19 protein-coding genes are annotated in these 22,065 nt (G+C 71.7%); 10 read left to right on the top strand and 9 right to left on the bottom strand.

Going from position 1 to position 22,065, the window contains the following annotated elements:
• Positions 1-7: 7 nt before the first annotated feature.
• Positions 8-1,255 carry an ABC transporter substrate-binding protein gene (locus HD595_RS07715; RefSeq protein WP_253766994.1) on the bottom strand — a complete coding sequence of 416 codons (1,248 nt, stop codon included), beginning with the start codon at positions 1,253-1,255 and terminating at the stop codon, positions 8-10.
• Positions 1,256-1,383: 128 nt separating this feature from the next.
• Between HD595_RS07715 and HD595_RS07710 the strand changes: the two genes are divergently transcribed.
• The 3 genes from HD595_RS07710 to HD595_RS45665 all read left to right on the top strand — a co-directional run bounded on the left by HD595_RS07710 (position 1,384) and on the right by HD595_RS45665 (position 4,962).
• Positions 1,384-1,890, top strand: coding sequence for a PadR family transcriptional regulator (locus HD595_RS07710; RefSeq protein WP_253766993.1), 507 nt, complete (start codon positions 1,384-1,386; stop codon positions 1,888-1,890).
• Entirely contained in the window at positions 1,887-2,618 is a 732-nt protein-coding gene (locus HD595_RS07705) for an ABC transporter ATP-binding protein (protein ID WP_253766991.1), read from the top strand. Before HD595_RS07710 ends, HD595_RS07705 begins: the two co-directional genes overlap by 4 nt.
• 64 nt (positions 2,619-2,682) lie before the next feature.
• Positions 2,683-4,962, top strand: coding sequence for an ABC transporter permease (locus tag HD595_RS45665; protein WP_301309465.1), 2,280 nt, complete (start codon positions 2,683-2,685; stop codon positions 4,960-4,962).
• A 31-nt stretch (positions 4,963-4,993) separates the two neighbouring features.
• On the opposite strand, the gene treS is transcribed toward HD595_RS45665, so the two are convergent.
• On the bottom strand, positions 4,994-6,679 hold the full coding sequence (treS, locus tag HD595_RS07695; RefSeq protein WP_253766989.1) for a maltose alpha-D-glucosyltransferase: 1,686 nt from the start codon (positions 6,677-6,679) through the stop codon (positions 4,994-4,996).
• Between the two features lie 277 nt (positions 6,680-6,956).
• Positions 6,957-8,597, bottom strand: a complete 1,641-nt coding sequence (locus tag HD595_RS07690; RefSeq protein WP_253766987.1) for an asparagine synthetase B family protein — start codon at positions 8,595-8,597, stop codon at positions 6,957-6,959.
• Positions 8,598-8,665: 68 nt separating this feature from the next.
• Between HD595_RS07690 and HD595_RS07685 the strand changes: the two genes are divergently transcribed.
• The 4 genes from HD595_RS07685 (at position 8,666) to HD595_RS07670 (ending at position 13,994) form a co-directional block, all read left to right on the top strand.
• Positions 8,666-10,513 carry a hypothetical protein gene (locus HD595_RS07685; RefSeq protein WP_253766985.1) on the top strand — a complete coding sequence of 616 codons (1,848 nt, stop codon included), beginning with the start codon at positions 8,666-8,668 and terminating at the stop codon, positions 10,511-10,513.
• A gap of 19 nt (positions 10,514-10,532) precedes the next feature.
• Positions 10,533-11,165 carry a DALR anticodon-binding domain-containing protein gene (locus tag HD595_RS07680; RefSeq protein WP_253766983.1) on the top strand — a complete coding sequence of 211 codons (633 nt, stop codon included), beginning with the start codon at positions 10,533-10,535 and terminating at the stop codon, positions 11,163-11,165.
• 139 nt (positions 11,166-11,304) lie between these two features.
• Positions 11,305-12,687, top strand: a complete 1,383-nt coding sequence (gene lysA, locus HD595_RS07675; RefSeq protein WP_253766981.1) for a diaminopimelate decarboxylase — start codon at positions 11,305-11,307, stop codon at positions 12,685-12,687.
• Positions 12,688-12,704: 17 nt separating this feature from the next.
• A complete protein-coding gene (locus tag HD595_RS07670) occupies positions 12,705-13,994 on the top strand; it encodes a homoserine dehydrogenase (protein WP_253766979.1) in 1,290 nt (429 codons plus the stop codon).
• Positions 13,995-14,402: 408 nt separating this feature from the next.
• On the opposite strand, the gene HD595_RS07665 is transcribed toward HD595_RS07670, so the two are convergent.
• A complete protein-coding gene (locus HD595_RS07665) occupies positions 14,403-14,852 on the bottom strand; it encodes a hypothetical protein (protein ID WP_253766977.1) in 450 nt (149 codons plus the stop codon).
• Between the two features lie 152 nt (positions 14,853-15,004).
• On the opposite strand from HD595_RS07665, the gene HD595_RS07660 reads away from it, so the two are divergent.
• The gene (locus HD595_RS07660) at positions 15,005-16,138 is read left to right on the top strand and encodes a helix-turn-helix domain-containing protein (RefSeq protein WP_253766975.1); all 1,134 of its coding nucleotides are present in this window, start codon (positions 15,005-15,007) and stop codon (positions 16,136-16,138) included.
• 44 nt (positions 16,139-16,182) lie between these two features.
• Here HD595_RS07660 and HD595_RS07655 read toward each other — a convergent pair whose 3' ends face one another.
• The 3 genes from HD595_RS07655 to HD595_RS07645 all read right to left on the bottom strand — a co-directional run bounded on the left by HD595_RS07655 (position 16,183) and on the right by HD595_RS07645 (position 18,864).
• Positions 16,183-16,587, bottom strand: a complete 405-nt coding sequence (locus HD595_RS07655; RefSeq protein WP_253766973.1) for a 2-hydroxyacyl-CoA dehydratase family protein — start codon at positions 16,585-16,587, stop codon at positions 16,183-16,185.
• 103 nt (positions 16,588-16,690) lie between these two features.
• Entirely contained in the window at positions 16,691-17,248 is a 558-nt protein-coding gene (locus tag HD595_RS07650) for an NADPH-dependent FMN reductase (RefSeq protein WP_253766971.1), read from the bottom strand.
• On the bottom strand, positions 17,245-18,864 hold the full coding sequence (locus HD595_RS07645) for an alcohol dehydrogenase catalytic domain-containing protein (RefSeq protein WP_253766970.1): 1,620 nt from the start codon (positions 18,862-18,864) through the stop codon (positions 17,245-17,247). The genes HD595_RS07650 and HD595_RS07645 overlap by 4 nt, the downstream gene beginning before the upstream one ends.
• A gap of 89 nt (positions 18,865-18,953) precedes the next feature.
• On the opposite strand from HD595_RS07645, the gene HD595_RS07640 reads away from it, so the two are divergent.
• Positions 18,954-19,913 (top strand): AraC family transcriptional regulator, encoded by a 960-nt coding sequence (locus tag HD595_RS07640; protein WP_253766968.1) that lies wholly within the window; start codon positions 18,954-18,956, stop codon positions 19,911-19,913.
• Here the strand turns inward: HD595_RS07640 and HD595_RS07635 are convergent.
• Positions 19,910-20,365 (bottom strand): nuclear transport factor 2 family protein, encoded by a 456-nt coding sequence (locus HD595_RS07635; protein WP_253766966.1) that lies wholly within the window; start codon positions 20,363-20,365, stop codon positions 19,910-19,912. The genes HD595_RS07640 and HD595_RS07635 overlap by 4 nt on opposite strands.
• An 84-nt stretch (positions 20,366-20,449) precedes the next feature.
• Here HD595_RS07635 and HD595_RS07630 point away from each other — a divergent pair, with 84 nt between their 5' ends.
• Positions 20,450-21,043, top strand: coding sequence for a TetR/AcrR family transcriptional regulator (locus HD595_RS07630; RefSeq protein ID WP_253766964.1), 594 nt, complete (start codon positions 20,450-20,452; stop codon positions 21,041-21,043).
• 110 nt (positions 21,044-21,153) lie between these two features.
• Here the strand turns inward: HD595_RS07630 and HD595_RS07625 are convergent, their stop codons facing one another.
• Positions 21,154-21,984: a patatin-like phospholipase family protein gene (locus tag HD595_RS07625; RefSeq protein WP_253766962.1), complete on the bottom strand. Its 831-nt coding sequence runs from the start codon at positions 21,982-21,984 to the stop codon at positions 21,154-21,156.
• Between the last annotated feature and the right edge of the window lie 81 nt (positions 21,985-22,065).

The following is a 22,065-nucleotide window of genomic DNA, read 5'->3' as shown; positions in this document are numbered from 1 at the left end:
GACTTCCTCACTGGGTTCTGATGATCTCTTCGAGTTCGGATCTCATCGAGGCCGCGACGTCGTCGGCGGACTCGGTGAAGGGAGGGCTGATGGCCTTGGCGACCGAACTGGCGATCACCAGGCTCAGCTGGTTGTAGGTGGGACTCGCCGGCCGGAGCTTGGCGGCGAGGATGCTCTCCTTGAGCACGGGCAGGTACGGGAAGCGCCTGATCAGCTCGGGATCGTCGTACAGCTCGGTCCACACCGGCGGGAAGGACCCCTCGGTGAGGACCCGGCGCTCGTTGTCCAGGCCCGTGAAGTACCGGATGAACTCCTGCGCTGTCTGCTGGTGCTTGGAGGAGGCGCTGACGGCCAGGTTGGCGCCGCCGAGCGTGCTGGAGCCGGGACCGTCCAGCCCGGGCAGCCGCGTGACGCCGACCTTGCCGCCGAGCCGCCCGATGGCCGGGCCGTAGGCGTGCGGCCAGTTGCGGGCGAAGGCGAGCCTGCCCTCCTGGAAGGCCAGGCGGGTCTCCTCCTCCTTGTAGGTGAGCGACTCCTTGGGGATCCAGCCCTCGCGCAGCCCCCGCTGGAGGAACTCCAGCGCGGTGCTCGCCTTGGCCGGGTCGAGCGTCACCTTCGTGCCGTCGGGGCTGACGACCTGCCCGCCCGCGGACTGCACGGCCTCGGTGAAGTTGACGGTCAGCCCCTCGTAGGCGAGGAACTGCCCGGCGTAACCCTCGATGTCATGCTTTTTCGTGACTGCTTGCGCCTGCTCGCGGAGCTCCGCCCAGGTTCTGGGCGGCTTCTTCACGAGGTCGGTGCGGTAGTAGAGAAGCCCCGCGTTGGTCGTGTACGGGACCGCCCAGAGCTTGTCTTTGTAGACCGCGGTCTCGACGGCCGTCGGCAGGAACCTGTCGAGCGGGAAGAGCCCGCGCTCCAGGGGGATGATCCAGCCGTTGTCCGCGAACTCCGCGGTCCACACCACATCCAGTCCGAGCACGTCGTACCGGCTGCTGCGGGCCTGGAGGTTGGCCACCATCTGAGCGCGCTGCTCGTCGGCGGCCTCGGGCAGTTCGAGCAGCGTCACCTTCTCGGCCGGGTGGGCCTGGTTCCAGCGATCCAGCAGGGGTTGCAGGTACGCCGTGGTGTCGCGCCCGGTGGCGAACGTGATGGGACCCGTGCCGCCGGTCCCGGTGTCGCCACCGCCCTCGTCGCCCGTCCCGGCGCAACCGGCCGCCAACAAGAGGGCCAGCACGATCGGAACGGGGCGAAGCACCCTGTTACCTCCACGTTTCTCGGGATTACATACGTGTTAGGTAGATGCATTCATGTTATGCATATGAGTAATGTGGAGGTCAACGGATGGGCACGTAACGCTCACGTAACGGGGAAGGGGGGTGAGGCGTGCGGCCTCACCTGCTGGCCCTGCTGGCGAAGGAGCCGGCGCACGGCTACGAGCTGAAGCAGGCACTGGAGCAGACCTTCGGGTCCGCCTACCCTTCCCCCAACATCGGCCAGATATACGTCACGCTCGGCAGGCTGGAGAAGGACGGCCTGGTCAGGGCCGTCGACGTCGAGCAGTCCAACCGGCCGAACAAGAAGGTCTACTACCTGACCGCCAAGGGCCGCGACTCGCTGGTGGCGTGGGTCGAGGAGCCCACCGAGGGGCCGCGCGTGCGCGACGAGTTCTTCATGAAGCTCGTCCTCGCGCCCCTCACCGGCATCGCCGACCGCATGGCTCTCATCAGCCGCCAGCGGCGGCACTATCTTTCCCTCATGGCCGACCTGAACGACCTCCTCTCCCGCACCGACCCCCGCGACCGGGTGGCCGGGCTCCTCATCGAGGGCGCCATGCTGCACCTGCAGGCCGACCTCGACTGGCTGGAGCGCTGCCAGGAGGACCTCGCATGAGCGCCGCCGTCCTCAAGGCGGTCAACCTGGTGAAGATCTACTCCGGCGGCGCCCTGCCGGTGCCGGCCGTCCGGGGCGTCGACCTGGAGGTGGAGGAGGGCGAGTTCGTCGCCATCATGGGCCCCTCCGGCTCCGGCAAGTCCACGCTCGTCCACATGCTCGGCGGGCTCGACACCCGCACCAGCGGCGAGATCTGGCTCGACGGCAAGCGCGTCGACACGCTGTCGGAGAGCGCCTGGGCGCTGCTGCGCCGCGAGAAGGTCGGCTTCGTCTTCCAGTTCTTCAACCTCGTGGCCAACATGACCGTGGCCGACAACGTCGAGCTGCCCGCGCTGCTGGCCGGGATCTCGCCCAAGGAGGCCCGCGAGCGGCGCGAGAGCCTGCTGGCCGCGCTCAACCTGGGCGACCGGGCCGACGCCGCGCCCGCCCAGCTCTCCGGCGGCGAGCAGCAGCGGGTCGCCCTCGCCCGCGCGCTGGCCAACAAGCCCAGCGTGCTGCTGGCCGACGAGCCCACGGGCAACCTCGACAGCCGCAACACCCGCGACGTGCTGCGCCTGCTCGGCGAGGTCCACAAGCAGGGCCAGACCATCGTCATGGTGACCCACGACGCCCGGGTGGCGAGCCTGGCCGACCGCCTGGTGTCGCTGTTCGACGGGCAGATCGTGGACGACGGCCGCATCGCGCGCCGGCGCACCGGCACCGCGCGCGAGGTCATCGACCTGAGATGAGCACCTGCAAGCCCGCGCCGAGCAGCCGGAGGCGCGCCCGATGAGCGCCGGCATGAGCCCCGGTATGAGCACCGGTATGAGCACGGTCCGGGCCGGGACGCGGTGGATCGCGGCCGACCTGCGGGCCAGGAAGGGCCAGGCGGTCCTGACCGTGCTGCTCGTGGCCGGCATCGTGGCCGCCCTCATCGCCGCCGTCACCCTCCTGGAGGACGGCACCAACCCGTGGCGCAGCCTGTTCGCCCAGACCAACGGCGCCCACGTGTGGCTCTACACCAGGGACCGCCCGCCGGACGAGATCGGCGCCATCGACGGCGTCACCAGCGTCGCCGGGCCCTACCGGTCGGCGCCCGTCACCGTCGCGCTCGGCGGCAAGAAGGAGCCCGCGGGGCTGCGCGCGCTGCCCTCGCAGGCCCCGCAGGTCGCCCGGCCCGTCGTCACCGAGGGCAGGTGGCTCGACGCGTCCCAGCTCGACGGCGTCGTGGTCGAGCGCTCGTTCGCGACCGCGCTGCGCCTGCGGCCCGGCTCGTCGTTCACGGTCATCGCGCTCAGCGGCGAGCGCCACACCCTGTACGTACGCGGCATCGCCGACTCAGCCGACCAGGGCTTCTACCCCCAGTGGACGCCCGGCCTGGCCTGGGTGCTGCCGTCCATGCTCGACCGGATCGAGCCGATGCTCGGCCGCAGCGAGTGGGTGACCGGGCTGCGCCTGTCCGACCCGGAGGCGGCGCAGATCGTCTCGCAGCGCGTCGTCGTCACGCTGGAGGACCAGCTCCAGCGCGTCTACACCTGGCGCGAGGTGCGGGCGGCCATGGAGCTCGACAACCGGCTGCTCGGCACGCTGCTCGCGCTGTTCGGCGTGGTCGGCATGGTCGCCGCCGCGCTCGCCCTGGCCAACGCGGCCGGCGGCCGGGTGCTCGGCCAGCTCCGCGACCTGGCGACGCTCAAGTCCATGGGCTTCACCAGCGGCCAGGTGACGCTGCTGCTGCTCGCCGAGCACGGGGCGCTCGCCCTGCTCGGCATCGCGCTCGGCGCCGTGGCCGGGTGGGCGGGCACCGTCGCCGTGCTCGGCGCCACGTCCGTCGCCCCCGTCCCGGTGCTGGCCATCGTCGGCGGCACCGCGCTCGTCGTGCTGGCCGCCGTGGGGCTGCCTGCCTGGCGCGGCGGGCGCACGCCGCCCATCCCCGACGTCCCGGCCGCCCCGCCGCGCGGCCACCTGTCGCGCCTGGCCCGCCTGGCCCTGCTCGTACGGCTGCCGCCCGCCCTGGTCCTCGGCACCCGCGACGCCTTCACCCGGCGGCTGCCGGCGTTCCTGACCGCGTTCGGGCTGGCCGTGCCGATGATGATGATCACGATCGGGCTGGGCGTGTGGTCCACGCTCGACAACTTCCTCAGCCATCCGGAGCAGGTCGGCCAGCACGCCTCCCTGTACGTACGCCCCGGCAAGCTGGAGTCGTCGCAGGCCGAGCGCATCGCGGCCCGTGACCCCGGCGTGTGCGCCGTCTACCCGGGCACCGACGTCAACGCCCTGGCGCCCGGCGAGGCCCGCTCCGTGCGGGTGCGGGCGCTCGGCAGCACCACCGCGCCGTACCCGTTCCCCGTGGTCGAGGGACGCATGTTCGCCAGGCCCGGCGAGGCCCTGGCCGGGCAGGGTCTGCTCGACCTGCTGGGCGCGCGGATCGGCGACCGCGTGCGGCTCACCGTGGGCGGCTCGCCGCTCATCGTGCGCATCGTCGGCCGCGCGGTCGAGCCCGACCTCGACGGCGAGGTGCTGTCGGTGGGTCTCGACAGCCTGGCCGCCAAGGACGCGGTGCCGCCGGAGTACTACGCGCTGGCGCTGCGCCCCGGCGCCGACCCGGGCGAGGTGCGGGCCCGGCTGCTGGCCGCGTCGGGGGAGAGCCTCGACGTGCAGCGGGTGGTCAACCCGGCCGACCGGCTCTCGGTGATCCGGGTGGTGATCGTGGCCCTGATCGTCGTGCTCGCGCTGATCGGCCTGGCCAACCTGCTGACGGCCAGCGCGCTGGGCCTGCGCGACCACGCCTTCGACCTGGCCGTGCTCAAGGCCATGGGGCTGACGCCCCGGCAGGTCATGGCCACGCTCGTCACGGGCACCGGCCTGCTCGTCGTCGTGGGCGTCGCCGTGGGCGCGGCGGCCGGGGTGTCGATGGTGACGGGCCTGATCGACCTGCAGGGGCACACGAGCGGAGTGGGGGCCGGGATCGGCCGTTCCCCGTCGGCGCTGACCATGATCCTGGCCGTGCTCATGGCGGTGGGGGCCTCGCTCGCGGTGGCGCTCATCCCCGCCCGGCGGGCCGCACGCGCGCAGGTGCCGGTCGCCACACGGTGACCGGCACCTGTCCCCTCCTACGCCGCGCGGTTTACTTCAATGCGAACCAGTAGAAGCCGTGGCCCGGCAGGGTGAGCGTGTACGGGCTCTCGCCGATCACGGGGAACGGCACCCCGCCCCGCGCCTCCACCGGGGTCAGCCCGGCGAAGCGGCGCAGGTCGAGCTCCACCGGCTGGGGGAACTTCGACAGGTTGTTCACGCACAGCATCACGTCCTCGCCCTCCTCGCGGACGAACGTGAGCACGCACGTGTTGGACGACCACATCTCGGTGTAGGAGCCGGTGCCGAACACCGGGTGGTCGCGGCGGATCTCCAGCATCGTGCGCGTGAAGTGCAGCAGCGAGCTGGGGTTGCGCTGCTGGGCCTCGACGTTGACCGCCTGGTAGCCGTAGATCGGGTCCATGACGGCGGGCAGGTAGAGGCGGCCGGGGTCGGCCGTGGAGAACCCGGCGTTGCGGTCGGGGCTCCACTGCATCGGGGTGCGGACCGCGTCGCGGTCCTCCAGCCAGATGTTGTCGCCCATGCCGATCTCGTCGCCGTAGTACATGACCGGCGAGCCCGGCAGGCTCAGCAGCAGCGCCGTGAACAGCTCGATGCGGTCGCGGTCGTTGTCGAGCAGCGGCGCGAGGCGGCGGCGGATGCCGAGGTAGGCCCGCATGCGCGGGTCCTTGGCGTACTCCGCGTGCATGTAGTCGCGCTCCTCCTCCGTCACCGTCTCGAGCGTCAGCTCGTCGTGGTTGCGGAGGAAGATGCCCCACTGGGCCTTGTCGGGCAGCTTCGGCGTGCGCGACATGATCTCGGAGATCGGCTCACGCGTCTGCTTCTTGACCGCCATGTAGATGCGCGGCATCAGCGGGAAGTGGAAGGCCATGTGGCACTCGTCGCCGCCCGTGGTGGGGTCGCCGAAGTACTCGACGACGTCCTCGGGCCAGCCGTTGGCCTCGGCCAGCAGCACCCGGTCCGGGTAGAGGCGGTCGACCTCGGCGCGCACCTTCTTCAGGTACGCGTGCGTCTCCGGCAGGCCGGAGCAGGCGGTGCCCTCGCGCTCGAACAGGTACGGCACGGCGTCCAGGCGGAAGCCGTCGATGCCGAGGTCCAGCCAGAACCTCAGCACCTCCAGCATGGCCTCCTGCACCGCCGGGTTGTCGTAGTTGAGGTCCGGCTGGTGGTGGAAGAAGCGGTGCCAGTAGTACTGCTTGCGCACCGGGTCGTAGGTCCAGTTGGACTCCTCGGCCCCGATGAAGATGATCGGCGCGTCGGGGAAGCCGGTCGGCTCGTCGGCCCAGACGTAGAAGTCGCCGTAGGGACCCTCGGGGTCGTGCCGGGACGCCTGGAACCACGGGTGCCGATCGCTCGTGTGGTTCATCACCAGGTCGGTGATGATGCGCAGGCCACGCTCGTGGGCCGACTCGATGAGCTGCACGAAGTCGCCCAGGTCACCGAAGTCGGGGAGGATCTTCATGTAGTCCGAGATGTCGTAGCCGCCGTCGCGCAACGGCGACTCGTACAGCGGGAGCAGCCACAGGCAGTCCACGCCGAGCCATTCGAGATAGTCCAGCTTCTCGACGAGACCGCGCAGGTCGCCTGTGCCGTCGCCGTTGGAGTCCTTGAACCCCCGGACGAGAACCTCGTAGAACACCGCCCGCTTGTACCAGAGAGGATCCTCCGAGACGAAGTTCTCGGCGATCGGCTCCGGCGATGGGGATGCGTTGATCATGTGTCGCTCACAGAAGGAGATGTGGGCAGGACGGAGTCACCGGTTCCCCGGCGTTGTCAGTAGGTGACCGCGCCGCCTGGGGACGTCATCCCTGCGAACCCCATGCCCTCGACGGGCCCGGATTTGTGATCCGCTGCCCGCTTGTGCGGCGCTTACGGGCCGAACACTACCAGCCCCTTGGCTTTCCGGAACCCGGTTGTGCTGTGATCTCGTTCTACCCCTGGAGATCGAGATGTAATCGTCCTGTTACCGGGCGTTCATCTGGAAAGCGTGATGCCTAGAAAGGTGGCGCCAGCTCGCCGAGATCGCTCTCGAAGTCGTTCAGCCAGAGGCCCAGCAGCACCAGGCCGCGCACCCAGAACCGGTCGTTCCACCCGCCGAAGCGCGTGAGCGCGTCGGGGCCGCCCCACACCACCTCGTGCAGCTCCTCCGACAGCAGCGCCGGCACCCGCTCGGCGACCGTCTGCAGCATCTGGTGCGCGTAGGCCCGCGCGGGGGCGGCCGTGGAGCGCAGCGGGACCCGCTGCAGCGGCTGCTTGACCACGTTGGTGGACGGCAGCGCCGCCACGCGCGGGTTGGCCGCGTGCAGCAGCTCCCGGTAGAAGCGGCCCTGGTCCTTGCGGGCCACGCCCACCGACAGCGCCGCGTCGAAGAAGTCGGGATGGATGAACGGGGCCGCGAACGACGCCTCGGGCCCCACCAGATTGACCGCCGAGCGCGCGATGCCGCGCACGGTGCGCGTGTGCAGCACCGACAGCGGCAGCTCGGCCCGGTGCCCGTGGAGCATCGAGGTCGCGGCGGCGAACTGCTCCCGGACCGTCTCCTCGATCCACTCGTGCGCCCGCTGCGACAGGAACGGCCGCGACGGCTCGCCCAGGCTCAGCGAGCGCAGCACCGCGGCCGAGCGCTCCGCCTGCGACGTGGCCTCCAGCGCGGCGCCGCTGACCATGAAGTTCTTCAGCAGCGGGCCGCCCGCCAGCCCGTCGATCAGCGTCCGCCCGGCCCCGTGGACCTCCTTGGCGAACGGCGCGTACCAGGCGTGGTGCGGCGTCAGGTACTCAAGCCGGCGCGCCACCTCGCGGGCGTCGCCGGGGTAGGCGGCCGGGTCCTGCGTGATCACCCGGTGCGGGACGCGCAGCTCCCGCGTGATCGCCCGCGCGAACGCGATGTCGGTGTCGGTGCCGTCGTCCGGGCTCGTCGTCCACGACTCCACGTCGGCGCCGCGCGCCACGGCCACCGCGCACAGCAGCCGCGAGTCGTAGCCGCCGCTGACCGGCACGAGCAGCCTGCGGCCCTCGTAGTCCTTGTAGACCTCGTGCAGGATCTCCAGCAGCTCGCCGGCGCTGATCCACGTCTCGTACGGCTCGCCGCGCAGCCAGCGCGGCAGCCGCCGCTCCGTGGCCAGCCGCCCCTGGTCGAAGACCAGCGCGCCCGACCCGGGCAGCCGGCTGATCCCCGCGAACGGCGTGGCCTCGCCCAGCGGGAACGTCACCTGGATGATCGACGCCCACGCCGCCCAGTCGATCTCCACCGGCACCAGCGCCAGCAGCGGCTGGATCAGCGACGAGAAGTAGACGGCCTCGCCCAGCCGCACGTAGTAGACGTCGACCAGGCCGAGCGCCCCGGCGTGCAGCGTGACCCGCTCGCCCGCGCCGATCAGGCCCGGCGTCTCGTACGTCTCCGCCACCGCCATCCAGCCGCCCTCCGGGGCGCCGGACGGCCTGCGCTCGCCCCAGGCGAACGCGAACGAGCCCTCACCGCGGTGGTACGGCGGCAGCGGCGCCGAGCTGAGCAGCGCGGCCCCGTTCGCCTGCAGGGCCGGCCGCACCCGCGGCCCGGCCCCCGTGAGCTTGCCCAGCACGACGGGGTCGATCCGGCCGAGAGCGCCGCAGACGTAGGGCCGCACGTTGAACTGCACCGGATCTCATCCCTTCGAGACGCTTCCGCAGAAGAGTATCCTTTGCCCGGCTGGCAAACGGAGGTCTGGTGAGCACTGAGCTGGAGAGCACGAGGCGCGCGCTGCGTGACGCGATCGCCCAGGCGGAGCACGCGGCCGAGCTGGCCCGGCTGCTCGACGCGGCCCAGGCGCGCCTGGCCGAGGCCGAGCGGAGCGCCGCGGAGGCCAAGGCGCTGGCCGACCGGCTGGCCGAGGCCGAGGAGCTGCTGGCGGACGAGCGCGCCGCCGCCGAGAAGCTGCGCAAGGACCTCGCCGAGCAGCGCTACCAGGCCGAGGTCGCCAACTGGAAGCTGTCCTCCATCAAGGTCGCCCGCTGGAACCGCCTCGGCGACGCCATCAGGAGCGGCAAGAGCAACCCCGTCCTGCTCGCCAAGGGCCTCAAGGGCGCGGCCAAGCCGGTCAAGCGGCCCACCGCGCCCAAGCGCCGGCCGGTCGCCGTCCAGCGGGCCAAGGACGAGCGTCCCGGCGCCGCCTACCAGGCCACCAGCTCCACCCGCACGCTCGGCGGCCACTCCTTCAAGCTCAAGCCGTACCGGATACCGACCGGCCCCAACACCCGCCCCCACCTCACCGCCGCGGTGATCGCCGACCCGCACGCCGAGGCGCTGCTGCGCTACGAGTGGCGGCAGACGACCGGCTTCACCCCGCGCGACTTCGCCCGGGTCCTCCCGCAGGAGGTGCCGCACCTGCTCGTCGTCGAGTCGGTCAAGGGCGGCCCGTGGGCCGAGGAGATCACCGGCGAGCCCGGCGAGGGCCTGCGGGCGCTGCTCGCCTGGTGCGCCGAGCGGGGCATCCGCACGGTGTTCTGGCACACGGGCGGCGACGTGGCCCCCTACCGGGCCGCCGCCGCGCTGTTCGAGCACCGCTTCAGCGCCGACCCCGCCACCGGCTGGCCGCGCCTGTCCTTCGGCGTCCAGCCGCGGGTGCACAACCCCATCCCGCTGTCCGGCGGGCGCATCGACCGGGTGCTCACCCTGGAGCAGCTCCTGCCCGGCCACCTGGCCTACCCCGACGTGCTCACCTCCTACCGCTGGCCGGCCGCCGTCGACTGCCCGCCCGGCACCCCACCGTGGCGGCTCGCGGAGATCGCCGCCTGCGGCACCCCCATCGGCGACACGGCCGACACCCGCCGCGCCCACGTCGCCCTGCGCCGCGCCTACGAGGGCGGCACCATGACCGAGCGGATCGACGACCTGCTGGAGCGGATCGGCCTGCCCAGCGCCCGGGCCACCCTGGAGGTCTCGCTGCTGCTGCCGATCCTCGACCGCTTCCTGCTGGAGCACGCGCTCGCCCAGGTCGCCCGGCAGTCGGTGCGGCCGGCCCAGCTCATCGTGTTCGGGCCGCCCGAGGCCGAGCAGCGCGCCGCCGACGTCGTGCCCGACGTCGAGGTCGTCTTCCGCCACCTCGACCCGTCGCTGTCGGCGGGGGCCATGCTCGGCCGCGGCCTCGACCTGTGCGAGGCCGACCTCGTGGGCGTCATGGACCCGCGCGACGTCTACGGCATGCACTACCTCGCCGACCTGCGCCGCGCGTTCCTGTTCAGCACGGCCGACATCGTCGGCAAGGCCGCCTACTACACCCACCTGCGCAAGCCGCAGGCCACGCTGCTCAAGCAGCCCGAGGCCGAGTACACGTACCTGCCGGAGGTGGCCGGCGCCACGCTGCTGGCCCGCCGCAACACCCTGCGCCAGCTCGGCTTCGCCGACCTCACCGACGGCTGGGACGACGTGCTCATGCGCCGCTGCCGCGCCGACGGGGTCAAGGTCTTCTCGGCCGACCGTTTCGGGTACGTACGGGTGCGCGACGAGGACCGCTGGCTGCTGGGCGCCGCCCACCTGGTCGAGTACGGCTCGGCGGAGCCGCACGCGCTCATCTGAGCGTCCTAGGCTTGGCGGCGTGACGCCTGAGCAGCGGCTGGCCGAGGTGCTCGGGGAGGCGCCGGCCCCCGAGGGCACCTGGGAGCGCGAGGCCGCCTACCTGTCGGCCGCCGCGCGCCGGCTGGGCGTGCCCGCCGCCGGGCTGGCCGCGCGGGCGCGCGCCGTCGAGGGGGTGGCGGCCGTGGAGGAGCGGCCGAACGGGTTCCTGCGGATCGTCGTCGAGGTGCCCGGGCGGCTGGTCGAGACGGTCGGGCCGCTGTCCCTGCCCGACCCGTGGCCCGATTTCCCGCGCACCTGGGACAACCCCGGCTTCGCCGTGCGTTACGGGCACGCGCGGGCCGTGGCGGTGCGGCGCCGGGCGCGCGACCTCGGGGTGCCGGAGGAGGGGTTCCGGGCGGAGCTGCTCGGCGATCCGCGCGACCGGGCGGTGCTGCGGGTCCTCGCCGAGCTGCCCGGGCGGCTGGCCAAGGGGGACCGGATGGGAGGCGCGTGGTCGGCGTACGCGGTGCGGCTGGCGATGGCCTACCACGACGCGTACGAGCTGGCGCCGGTCCTGCCGGTGGGGGACGAGGAGCCGGCGCCGCTGCACACGGCGCGCGTGCGGCTGGCGCGGGCGGTGGCGGACGTTCTGCCGGGCCCGGACCGCCTCTGACCGGATCCCTCTGGAGCGATCACAAAATATCCGGCGAAATGAAGAAGAATCGTAAAAATTTAGCTTCTGCGGGGTGATCGCGTCTCGATACGTGGTCAGCCGGTCCTGGGGGCTGGACTGTTCCGATAGCCTCGATCGGGTGAGTCGATTCGCCCATCCCGCAGGGGACCGGCACGCCGAGATGCTGCCGCACGAGCGCCCGCCGCTCCCGCCCGCCGACCTCAACCGGATCAACCCCGCGATCTGGCCGCGAACGTCCGGGCGGACCGACGGCACGCTCACGATCGGTCACGTCGACGTCCGCGACCTCGCCCGCGAGCACGGCACGCCGCTGTTCGTCCTGGACGAGCACGACGTGCGCGCGCGCATGCGCGACTACGTCACCGCGTTCGCCGGCTCCGACGTCCACTACGCGGGCAAGGCGTTCCTGTGCAGGGAGATCGTCCGCTGGCTGCACGACGAGGGCCTCGGCCTCGACGTGGCCAGCGGCGGCGAGCTGGCCGTGGCGCTCAGCGTGGGCTTCCCGCCCGAGCGCATCACCATGCACGGCAACAACAAGTCCGTCGCCGAGCTGACCCGCGCCCTGGAGGTGGGCGTCGGCCGTATCGTGGTCGACTCCTACGAGGAGATCGCCCGGCTCGGGCACCTGGCCGAGCGGCACGGCAAGCGGCCCAAGGTGATGATCCGCGTCACCACGGGCGTCGAGGCCCACACCCACGAGTTCATCGCCACGGCCCACGACGACCAGAAGTTCGGCCTGTCGCTGAGCGCCGGCGCCGCCGCCGAGGCCGTGCGCCGCATCCTCGCGCTGCCGTCCCTGGAGCTCGTCGGCCTGCACTCGCACATCGGCTCGCAGATCGTCGACACGGCCGGCTTCGAGGTGGCCGCCCGCCGCCTGGCCGGCCTGCTCGTGCAGATCAAGGACGAGCACGGCGTGGTCCTGCCCGAGCTCGACCTCGGCGGCGGCTACGGCATCGCGTACGTCGAGGACGACGAGGCGCCCGACGTCAAGGAGATCGCCGACGGCCTGCGCGAGATCGTCACCAAGGTGTGCGAGGACGCCGGCCTGCCCGTGCCCCGCCTCACGGTCGAGCCGGGCCGCGCGATCGTCGGCCCCGGCGGCGTCACCCTCTACGAGGTCGGCACCGTCAAGGACGTCGAGGGGCTGCGCACGTACGTGAGCGTCGACGGCGGCATGAGCGACAACGTGCGCACCGCCCTGTACGGCGCCGACTACACGGTCACCCTCGCCAGCCGCGCGAGCACGGCCGAGCCCATGCTCAGCCGCGTCGTCGGCAAGCACTGCGAGAGCGGCGACATCGTCGTCCGCGACTGCTTCCTGCCGTCCGACCTCGCGCCGGGCGACCTGCTGGCCGTCGCCGCGACCGGCGCCTACTGCCGCTCGCTGGCCAGCAACTACAACTACCTGCCCAAGCCCGCCGTGGTCGCCGTCGCCGACGGCGCGGCCCGCGTGATCGTGCGGGGCGAGACCGAGGACGACCTGTTGAGGGGGCAGCTGTGAAAGCCGAAGGGGCAGCTGTGAAACCGCTGAAAGTCGCGTTGCTGGGCTGCGGCGTCGTCGGCTCCCAGGTCATCCGCCTGCTTGACGAGCAGGACGGCGACCTGGCCGCCCGCGTCGGCGCCCCGCTGGAGCTGGCCGGGGTCGCCGTGCGGCGCCTGGGCCGCAAGCGCGACGTGGACGTCGCCCCCGAACTGCTCACCACCGACGCCGAGGCGCTGGTCACCCGCGACGACATCGACATCGTCGTCGAGGTGATCGGCGGCATCGAGCCGGCCCGCTCGCTCATCGTGGCGGCGCTCAACCGCGGCAAGTCCGTGGTCACCGCCAACAAGGCGCTGCTGGCCGAGGACGGCGCCACCCTGCACGAGGCGGCCCGCGCCGGCAACGGCGACCTGTACTTCGAGGCCAGCGTCGCCGGGGCCATCCCGCTGCTGCGCCCGCTGCGCGAGTCGCTGGCCGGCGACCGGGTGCAGCGCGTGCTCGGCATCGTCAACGGCACCACCAACTACATCCTCGACAAGATGGACTCCACCGGCGCGTCCTTCACCGACGCCCTGGAGGAGGCCCAGACGCTCGGCTACGCCGAGGCCGACCCCACGGCCGACGTCGAGGGCTTCGATGCCGCCGCCAAGGCCGCCATCCTGGCCGGGCTCGCCTTCCACAGCCGCGTCACGGCCGCCGACGTGCACCGCGAGGGCATCACCGAGATCACCGCCACCGACGTCGCCTCGGCCAAGGCCATGGGCTACGTCATCAAGCTGCTGGCCATCTGCGCCCGCTCCGACGACGGCCGTTCCGTCGGCGTGCGCGTCCACCCGGCGATGATCCCGCGGACCCACCCGCTGGCGGGGGTGCGCGAGGCGTACAACGCGGTGTTCGTGGAGGCCGAGTCGGCCGGGCAGCTCATGTTCTACGGCAAGGGCGCCGGTGGCGCGCCGACCGCCTCCGCCGTGCTCGGCGACCTGGTGGCCGTGGCCCGCAACCGCCTGGCCGGCACGCGCGGGCCGGAGGAGTCCACGTACGCCTCGCTGCGCGTCCACCCGATGGGCGAGACGGTCACGCGCTGCCACGTGGCCCTCGACGTGGCCGACAAGCCGGGCGTGCTCGCGCGCGTCGCGGAGCTGTTCGCGGCCCACGACGTCTCCATCCAGACCGTGCGCCAGGAGGGCCACGGCGACGACGCGCAGCTCGTCATCGTCACCCACCGGGCGACGGACGCGGCGCTGACGGCGACGATGAAGGCGCTGCGCGACCTCGACATCGTCCGCGCGGTGGCCAGCGTGATGCGCGTCGAGGGCGACGACTAGGCCCGGCCCCGGATCGAGGGCTCCAGGTCTGGGGCTCAACAGCAAGGTCCTCGCAAGGGCCGCGCTTCGCGCGCGGGGCTCGGGCTGTGACAGTGGGGGAGCCCAGCTCCCCCACACCCCCTTGGCAGGGGGCCTCCCGGCCCCCTGCACCCCCGAGCGTTGCCCACGCACGTCCGGGAGGATGGGACCGCAGCTCAAGCGGAACGGACCTCCTCGATGCGGACCTGCCTGGCGAGCTTCTCGTCCAGGTCGGCGCAGTCGAAGCCGACGACCGAGTAACGTCCACCCGCCTGGTGTTCGACGGAGGTCAGGTGGTGCCTCCGCTAAGCCGCGACGCCGACGTACAGCGGCATGAACTCCCACTTGTCGCCGTACTTCTCCAGGAGTTCCGTCAGAGTCATCGGGGCTTCAGCCGGTGCGCTCAGCGGCCGGCACGGAGGAAGCCCCACCGGGAAGTGCCTGGCAGGCATGCATGATCTCGATGCTGATGGCCTTGAGACTGGCCTCGTCGCTTCTGACCGCTTGCGGCTGATCGTCAAGGGCAGGGATGCTGACCAGGTAGGAGCCGGATCGTTGACCGATGACCGCACTTGCGATCATGTGCCGGTTCGGGGCGTAAACCTCCAGAACCGGCTGCTCGTAGTCCGGGATCCCCGGCATGTGATCCCGGAGGGTGCCGCTTCCCGACCTCAGGACGAGCCGAACGCGCGACACCACCCTTGTCTTCACGCCCATGCCGGCGAGGCGGTCTCCTAGCCGTTCGAGAGCTTTCTTTTGGCGCATTACTGAGTCCAGATCGGTGTGAGAGGCACGTGGACGAGCCTGCGCGATGTCCTTGTGCAGCTCCGATGCTGCCATTGTCGCCCTCCATCGACTTTTTGCACGCCGAGTGCGGTGTGCCTTACGACCGGGGCCATGTTCGCGGCGGGTTTCTTCTTGCGCCAGTAAGGGCATTGCTCAGAGCAATAGAGTCATAGAGGTGAGATTGCTCTCAGCTATACGCTCATGTCATGGACATTCGCACGCTCCCCGACGCTCTCAAAGCGATCATGGCGCAGCGAGGATGGACGCAAGCCGATCTTGCTCAACAGTTAGGCGTGTCTCAGGCATGGGTCAGTCAGGTGTCCAGTGGCGTCAGGGACACCCGAATGGGACGAGCAATAGAGTTGCTCGGTCGCGTCGGCTGGGAAGTACGGATGTCTCCAGCAACGGAGGAGCCCGTGGAACGCCGGGAATTCCTGACAGCCGCCGCATTGGTATTCGTGCCGTCTGCCAGTAAGAATCCTTATCAGAACCCTCACTATGTGGACAAGCTTGCCGAGAGCCTTGCCCGAAACCGCTACGAATGTGGCGGCATACCTCTTGCAGCCCGTGCTCTGAACCATGTCACACACGTAGGTGCGGTGCCAGACATCTCTCGCCGCCGGCTTCAGCGGGCCGTATCAGAACTGCTGTACCAAGTGACGCTGGTGCTCTACGACGCGGCGAAGCTGGTGCATGCTGAGCGTACCGGGATGCTCGCCCTGGAACTCGCTCGCAAGGCCGCGGACGCCAAGGCGGAGGCGCGGGCCATCGAGAGCCTGAGTCGTGTCGCCCTCTATCGTGGCGACACCGCCAGGGCGATCATGTACGCCCGCCGAGGACTGGCCGTTCCCGAGCTTCCCGCCAGTCGCGTCGCCTCTCTCACCATGCGATTGGGGCGCTCGCTGGCCCGCGTACCCGAGCACGGCGACGCGGCGAGAGAAACCCTCGAAAGGGCGTTGCAGGTCGATGGCTTGTCGCGGTTCGCCCAGGCGGCCACGGTGGGAGATGTCGCGATCGGCCTGAACCGGCTCGGCCGTTACGAGGAGGCGGGCGCCCTTCTCCGGCGGGCGGCGGATGAGATCGGCGAGTACTCCCCGCTCTTCCGTGCCCAGTACATCGGTCGGCAGGTACAGACGGCGATCGGAGCTGCCGACCCGGGCCTTGCTGCTGATCGCATGACGTTGCTCACCCGGGCAGTGCCGTTCGTCTCATCCGCGCGGGTGAATCAGCGCGTTCAGGAGATCATGCGCGGAACGGCTCAATGGCGGAACGTGCCGGAGGTGAGAGAGGCCCGCGAACATCTTGGAGCTGTCTCCTCGTATGAGACGCCCAAGGTCTGACATCGCCGGCTCGAACCCGGGCGTCTCATCAGGCGCCGGCCTGGTCAGCCGGAACCGCCCGGCCCGGGAGCGCCGATCCAGCGGGCGGCCGCCTCGAAGGTGTCGGTCGGGTTGCTGTTGAACGCGATCGCCGCGTCGGGAGCGTGTCGTCGGACGAGGTTGACGACCTGCTCGAACAACTCAAGCAGGTCCTCGGCCTTCCGCACGCCGCCGCCGATGACGACGCATTCCCAAGCTCGCGCGCGCAGGGCATCGCTGACGAGCGTTTCCACGTCGTCGCTGCCGTCGAGGCCGAACAGACAGGTCTCGACGCCGACGCCGTGCTCGGCGAAGCGTGCCATGCCGACCTCGATCGCGTCGGCCACCGGCTTCGGGTCCCAGGAGCCGGGGATCCGATACGGGTCGAGGCCGATCACGAGGACGCGGGGTGCTGGGGGTGTCGTCTCCACACCCGGACCTTACTGCGCGCGTGGCGATCCAGCGTAGGACTGCAGTCGTCGAAGCCGGCCGGCTGCGACACTCCGTTGCGGCTCCCATGGCCGAGCGGCGAAGTCACGTTCTGAGCGGTCGCAGCGCCGTGCTCCAGGAGACGACCTGGTCGAGCAGCCTGCCCAGCATGTCCTCCTGGTGCGCGGCGGGCTTGAAGACGGTGAAGCCCTCGAAGTCGGCGTGCATCAGCAGTTCCACGCCCGCCTGCACGTCGGCCACCTTGACCTGGCCGAGCACCTGCCGCAGGTGCTCGGCCGCGCGCACCCCGCCGCTGACGCCGTATCCGACCACGCCCGCGGCCTTGTCGTGCCACTCGGCGAACAGGAAGTCGATGGCGGTCTTGAGCGCGCCGCTGATCGAGTGGTTGTACTCGGGTGTCACGAAGACGAAGCCGTCGAGGCCGGCGACGGTGTCGGACCACGTCCGGGTGTGCGGGTGCTCGTACACGCCAGTGGCCGCGGCAAGCGGTTCGTCCAGGTGGGGCAGGTCGAAGTCCTTCAGGTCGACCAGCTCGTAGTGCGCGTCGCCGCGTTTGACCGCGTGCTCGTGGACCCAGCGCGCGACGGCCTCGCCGTTGCGTCCCGGCCGTGTGCTGCCGAGGATGATGCCAATCCTGATCATTTCTCCACCTTCACGATGACTTTTCCGCGGATCGCGCCGCGCTCGGCGGCCCGGTGCAGGTCCGCCAGGGCCTCCAGCGGTCGCGCCTCCGCCGTGACGTCCACCACGCCCTTGTCGATCAGCGCCACGAGCTCGGCCAGCCGGCCGGGGTCGTGGCGGGCCACGAACCGGACGGCGCGCGGGTGCTCGATCGGCTGGGTGATCGAGACGAACTCCTCGGCCAGCACCGTCACCGAGTCGGGCACGCCGGCCACCAGGTTGATCAACACGTCGTTGCCGCCCGGCAGGGGAGCGGTGGTGTAGTCCACGACCTCGTCGGCGCCCAGCGCCCGTACGGCGGCGGCGCTGCGCGGGCTCGCGGTCGCCACCACGTACGCGCCCGCGTGCTTGGCCAGTTGCACGGCGAACAGCCCGACGCCGCCGCCGGCCCCGTTGATGAGCACCCGGCTGCCGGGGCCGATGCGGGCGTGCTCGAAGACCGCCTGCCACGCGGTGAGTCCGGCCACCGGCACGGCGGCCGCGTCCGCCAGCGGGATCCGCTCCGGCGCCCTGGTCAGCACGCTCGCCTTGGCGACCGCGTACTCGGCCGCCGCCCCGTCGATGAGCCCGATCACCCGGTCGCCGGGGGCGAGGTCGCCCGCCCCGGTGACCACGGTGCCCGCGACGTCCCAGCCGAGCGTGTGCGGCAGCGTGACGCCGAGCACGTCGTGCAGCAGGCCCATCCGCAGGCCGACCTCCGAGGGGTTGAACGACGTCGCGGCCACCCTGATGAGCACCTCGCCCGGGCCGGGCCTCGGCACCGGCACCTCCTCCAGCGAGATGACCGAGGCGTCGCCGTACTCGTGGACGCGGGCGGCCCGCATGGTGCCGAGGAAGTCCGCGGCGTGCTCGCTCGCCCACGTCTCGAACGTGCTCGCGGGCGCTCCGGTGACCTCCTCGACGGTCGCGGTGGCCGGGCCGGGCTCGGCGAGAGCGCGCAGCATGCCGTCCACGGCCGGCTCGGGCCATCCCAGCCCGAGCAGCCGCAGCCTGGCCTCCTCCGGGGGTTCCTCCTCCCACCGCACCTCCCGGCCGATCGCGGCGCCGATCGCCCGCGCCTGCTCCCGCTGGGTCAGCGGCCGGGGGCCGGTCAGCGTGTAGACCGCGCCGTGGTGCCCCTCGTCGAGCAGCGCGCGCGCCGCGACGGCCGCGACGTCCCGCTCGTGGACGGGGGAGAACACCGCGTCGCCGTACGGCTGCCGGACGACGCCCGCCCGGATCTGCTCGGCCCACCGCAGGCTGTTGGCCGCGAACGCGTGCGGGCGCAGCACCGTCCACTCCCGGGCGGTCCCGGCGACCAGGCGCTCGATCTCGACCTCGTGCGGCCGGGCGGCGGCCGAGGACAGGTAGACCACCCGCCTGGCCCCGATCAGTTCCAGCACCTCGCGGGCGCCCTCGGCCGAGGCGAACGGCCACAGCAGGAACACCGCGTCGACACCGTCGAGCGCCGCCCGCAGCGCGACCGGGTCGGTCAGTTGCCTCGTCACCGTGCGGACGTCGGCGCCCGCGTCGTCGAGGTGGTTCACCAGGGGACGGCCGATCGTGCCGGTCGCCCCGCTGACCAGGACTCTTGTCATGGCATTGACCTTAGAAGTCCCGGAAGAGGCGGCCAATGCGTTTGTGTCCGTGATTCATACGCGATCGTCTCCCGCGTTAGACTCGCGTTGTGGACGTGCTGAGCGACGTGGTCGCCTCCATGCGCATGGGAGTGCCGCGCTCGGCGCGTGTCGCGTGGGCCGCGCCCTGGGGGCAGCGGTTCCCGTCGGCGCCCGGCTCGGCGGGTTTCCAGGTGGTCCTGCAGGGCTCGTGCTGGGCGATACCGCCGGAGGGCGAGCCGATCCCGGTCGGGCCGGGCGACGTGCTGTTCTTCCCCCACGGGCACGGCTACGCGCTGGCCGACTCGCTCACCAGTCCCATCGCGCCGCCCGAATGCGATCCCCATGTCGACGCCGAGCTGTTCGCCTCGGCCTCCATGGAGGGCACGGGGCCTGTCACGGTGACGCTCTGCGGCGGCTACCGGCTCGACTCCAGCCGGGCGCATCCGCTGCTCAGAGGGCTGCCCGAGATGATCCACCTGCCGGCACGGCTGGGGCACAACCCCGAGCTGCGTGCCGCCGTCGAGCTGCTCGGCAAGGAGATCGAGAACCCGCGGCCGGGAGCCGACATGGTGGTGTCGGCGCTGCTGGACATGCTGCTGCTGTACATCCTGCGTGCCTGGTTCGACGTCTCGACGGAGCACTGCACGGTCGGCGGCTGGGCCGCCGCGCTGGCCGACCCGGCCGTCGCCGCCGCGCTCGACGGCATCCACGGCGATCCCGCCCACCCGTGGACCGTGGAGTCGCTCGGCCGCCGCGCCGGGTTGTCGCGCGCGGCGTTCTCCCGCCGGTTCGCCCAGTTCGTCGGGCAGCCGCCGTTGACCTATCTGACCTGGTGGCGGCTGGGCACGGCCGCGCGCATGCTGCGCGACTCCGACGCCGCGCTGAGCGAGATCGCCGCCGCGGTGGGCTACGGCTCGGAGTTCGCCTTCGCCAATGCCTTCAAACGCGAGTACGGCATGGCCCCCGGCAGATACCGCCGCCTGGGCTGCGCGCCCGCGGGAGGCGGACGGCTCGGTCGGCCTGGCTAGGCCGGAGTGCTGCCGTCCGCCCGCACGGCTGCGACGAGCGCGTCGAACTGCCCGCGGACCCGGGCGGCTGTGACGTGGTCGAAGTAGTCGCGGGAGCTGACGATCTCGCCGTCGCGTACCCGGAGCACGAAGATCCCGGGCATGGTGAAGGGCTCCCCGGTCTCCTCGACGGTTCCCTGGTACTCGAACTCGGCGACGATGACCTCGGGGTCGGTCGTCTCGTGGATCGTGATGTTGGTCGCCCGGCGCCGCAGCGTGGGGCCGGCGCCGGTCGGCCTGAAGTGTTCTCGCAGCTCGTCGCGGGTGCGGAGCGCGGCGGCGCGAAGCGGGTGGAACGGGTGCTCGACATGGGTCTGCTCCGCGTACAGCTCGGGCAGCTCGTTCCAGCGGCCCTCCGCGACGCCGTTCACGAGCGCGAGGAAGACCTCTCGGGGGCTGAGGACCTGGGACATGTCACTCTCCACGTACTATCCGAAGTGCGGACTCCGATTATACGGAGTCGCGACTTCGGATAGCGGCATGCGAGTGAAGGTGCGATGAGCACGGACCGAGAGACGGGCGGCAGAGGGCCGCGCCGCGCTGACGCGCGAACCAACCGCGAGCGGATCCTGACCGTCGCCGAAGAGGTCTTCGGCAAGGGCGGCCGGTCCGCGTCCACCGAGGAGGTGGCCCGCCTGGCCGGCGTCGGCATCGCCACGGTCTTCCGTCACTTCCCCACCAAGGCGGTGTTGCTGGAAGCCGTTCTCGCGCAGCGCTTCCACCGCCTGCGCGAGCGGGCCGAATCGCTGTTCGACGCCACGGACCCGGGCACGGCGTTCTTCGGCTTCTTCCGCAACCTCGTCACCGACGCGCCCGGCAAGATCGCCATAGGGGAGGCCCTGCTCGAAGCCGGTGGCGACGACGGCGGCGACGCGGCCCAGGCGTCAGCCGGACTGCGCCGAGCGGTCGGCGTCCTGCTCCAGCAGGCCCAGCGCGCCGGCGCCGTCCGGGACGACGTCGAACTGCCCGAGGTGTACGCCCTGCTCGTGGCCACGTCGCAAGCCTCTGCGCGCACCCACCTCGGGGAGGAGGTGCGAGACCGGATGCTCGCCGTCGTCTTCGACGGCCTCGCGCCCCTGCGGGCCCGCTGACGGACTGTGACTGTGGGAAGGCCCCGGCGGTCAGTACAGGCGCAGCCCCTCCATGAGGTCCCTGCGTTCTCCCGGACGTGCGGGACCTGACGTCGGTTTTCGGGGTCCGGTCACGTGATCGCCGAGTGCGCTCTCAACGTCTTGACGGCGTCCGGGGCCTGCCTGAGGCCCGCCTGATAGGCCGGTGCCCAGGCGGCGCGGTCGCTCAGGTCCGGGCCGAACGCCTCGATCGCCTCGGCGTCCGGAACCAGCCGCACGACTCCCTCCGCCGCGACGTCGTTCGTGCCGTGCATGTGCGCCATCGGCTCGGCCACGATCAGCAGGCTCGCGTCGGCGGCCAGGTCGAGGTTGGTGCCGTTCCGGAGAGCCCCGTCGATGTAGCGCCGCCCGTCGACGGTGATCGGCGGCGCGGTCGCGGGGAACGCCGTGCTGGCCGCCACGGCCTCGGGCAGCGACGCGGAGCCGTGCCGGTCCCAGACCACCGCCTCGCCCGTCTCGGCGTCCACCGCCGGGATCCGGAGCGCCCGGTCCGGCCATTCCGCGGAGCCGATCACGGACCGCATGCGGGCCACGGCGGCGCCCTCGTCGCCGGTCGAGGCGGCGAGCGCGAGCCGGCCGACGCGGCGTAGGGCCTCGGTCCGGTCGAGCCCGGTGTCGCCGAGCGTCGCGAACACCTCCGCGAGTCTCCGCGGGTCGGGTCTCGGTGGCGCGGGGCGTGCGCCGTCGCCGGGATCGGCCGGCGCGGGCAGCGCGGCGAGCCGTTCCAGGTCTCCGCCAACGGCCAGGATCGCCCCCACGATGGCGCCGGCCGACGTTCCCACGATCAGGTCGGCCGCTCCCAGGTCCACGCCTTCACGCCGGAGTCCCGCGGCGAGTCCGGCCAGCCACGCCGTGCCGACGGGTCCGCCGGGTCCGAGGACGACCGCGGTTCCCGCCTTCATCGTCCGGCCTCCTCGTAGATGGGGGAAGTCTCTTCAACAGGAGTGAAAGTCACGCCCAGAGCCTAGGGAACCTCGGCCGCG

The sequence above is a fragment of the Nonomuraea roseoviolacea subsp. carminata genome (genome assembly GCF_024172185.1).
In the GTDB taxonomy this organism is placed as follows: domain Bacteria; phylum Actinomycetota; class Actinomycetes; order Streptosporangiales; family Streptosporangiaceae; genus Nonomuraea; species Nonomuraea roseoviolacea.
This window is presented reverse-complemented; position numbering and strand designations above follow the sequence as displayed.

Coding starts and splice junctions, on each gene's coding strand:
- HD595_RS07705 (WP_253766991.1), top strand. CDS start 1,887: ATGAGCGCCGCCGTCCTCAAGGCGGTCAACCTGGTGAAGATCTACTCC.
- HD595_RS07665 (WP_253766977.1), bottom strand. CDS start 14,852: ATGGCAGCATCGGAGCTGCACAAGGACATCGCGCAGGCTCGTCCACGT.
- HD595_RS07635 (WP_253766966.1), bottom strand. CDS start 20,365: ATGTCCCAGGTCCTCAGCCCCCGAGAGGTCTTCCTCGCGCTCGTGAAC.
- HD595_RS07650 (WP_253766971.1), bottom strand. CDS start 17,248: ATGATCAGGATTGGCATCATCCTCGGCAGCACACGGCCGGGACGCAAC.
- HD595_RS07660 (WP_253766975.1), top strand. CDS start 15,005: ATGGACATTCGCACGCTCCCCGACGCTCTCAAAGCGATCATGGCGCAG.
- HD595_RS07625 (WP_253766962.1), bottom strand. CDS start 21,984: ATGAAGGCGGGAACCGCGGTCGTCCTCGGACCCGGCGGACCCGTCGGC.
- HD595_RS07645 (WP_253766970.1), bottom strand. CDS start 18,864: ATGACAAGAGTCCTGGTCAGCGGGGCGACCGGCACGATCGGCCGTCCC.
- treS (WP_253766989.1), bottom strand. CDS start 6,679: ATGATCAACGCATCCCCATCGCCGGAGCCGATCGCCGAGAACTTCGTC.
- HD595_RS07630 (WP_253766964.1), top strand. CDS start 20,450: ATGAGCACGGACCGAGAGACGGGCGGCAGAGGGCCGCGCCGCGCTGAC.
- HD595_RS45665 (WP_301309465.1), top strand. CDS start 2,683: ATGAGCACCGGTATGAGCACGGTCCGGGCCGGGACGCGGTGGATCGCG.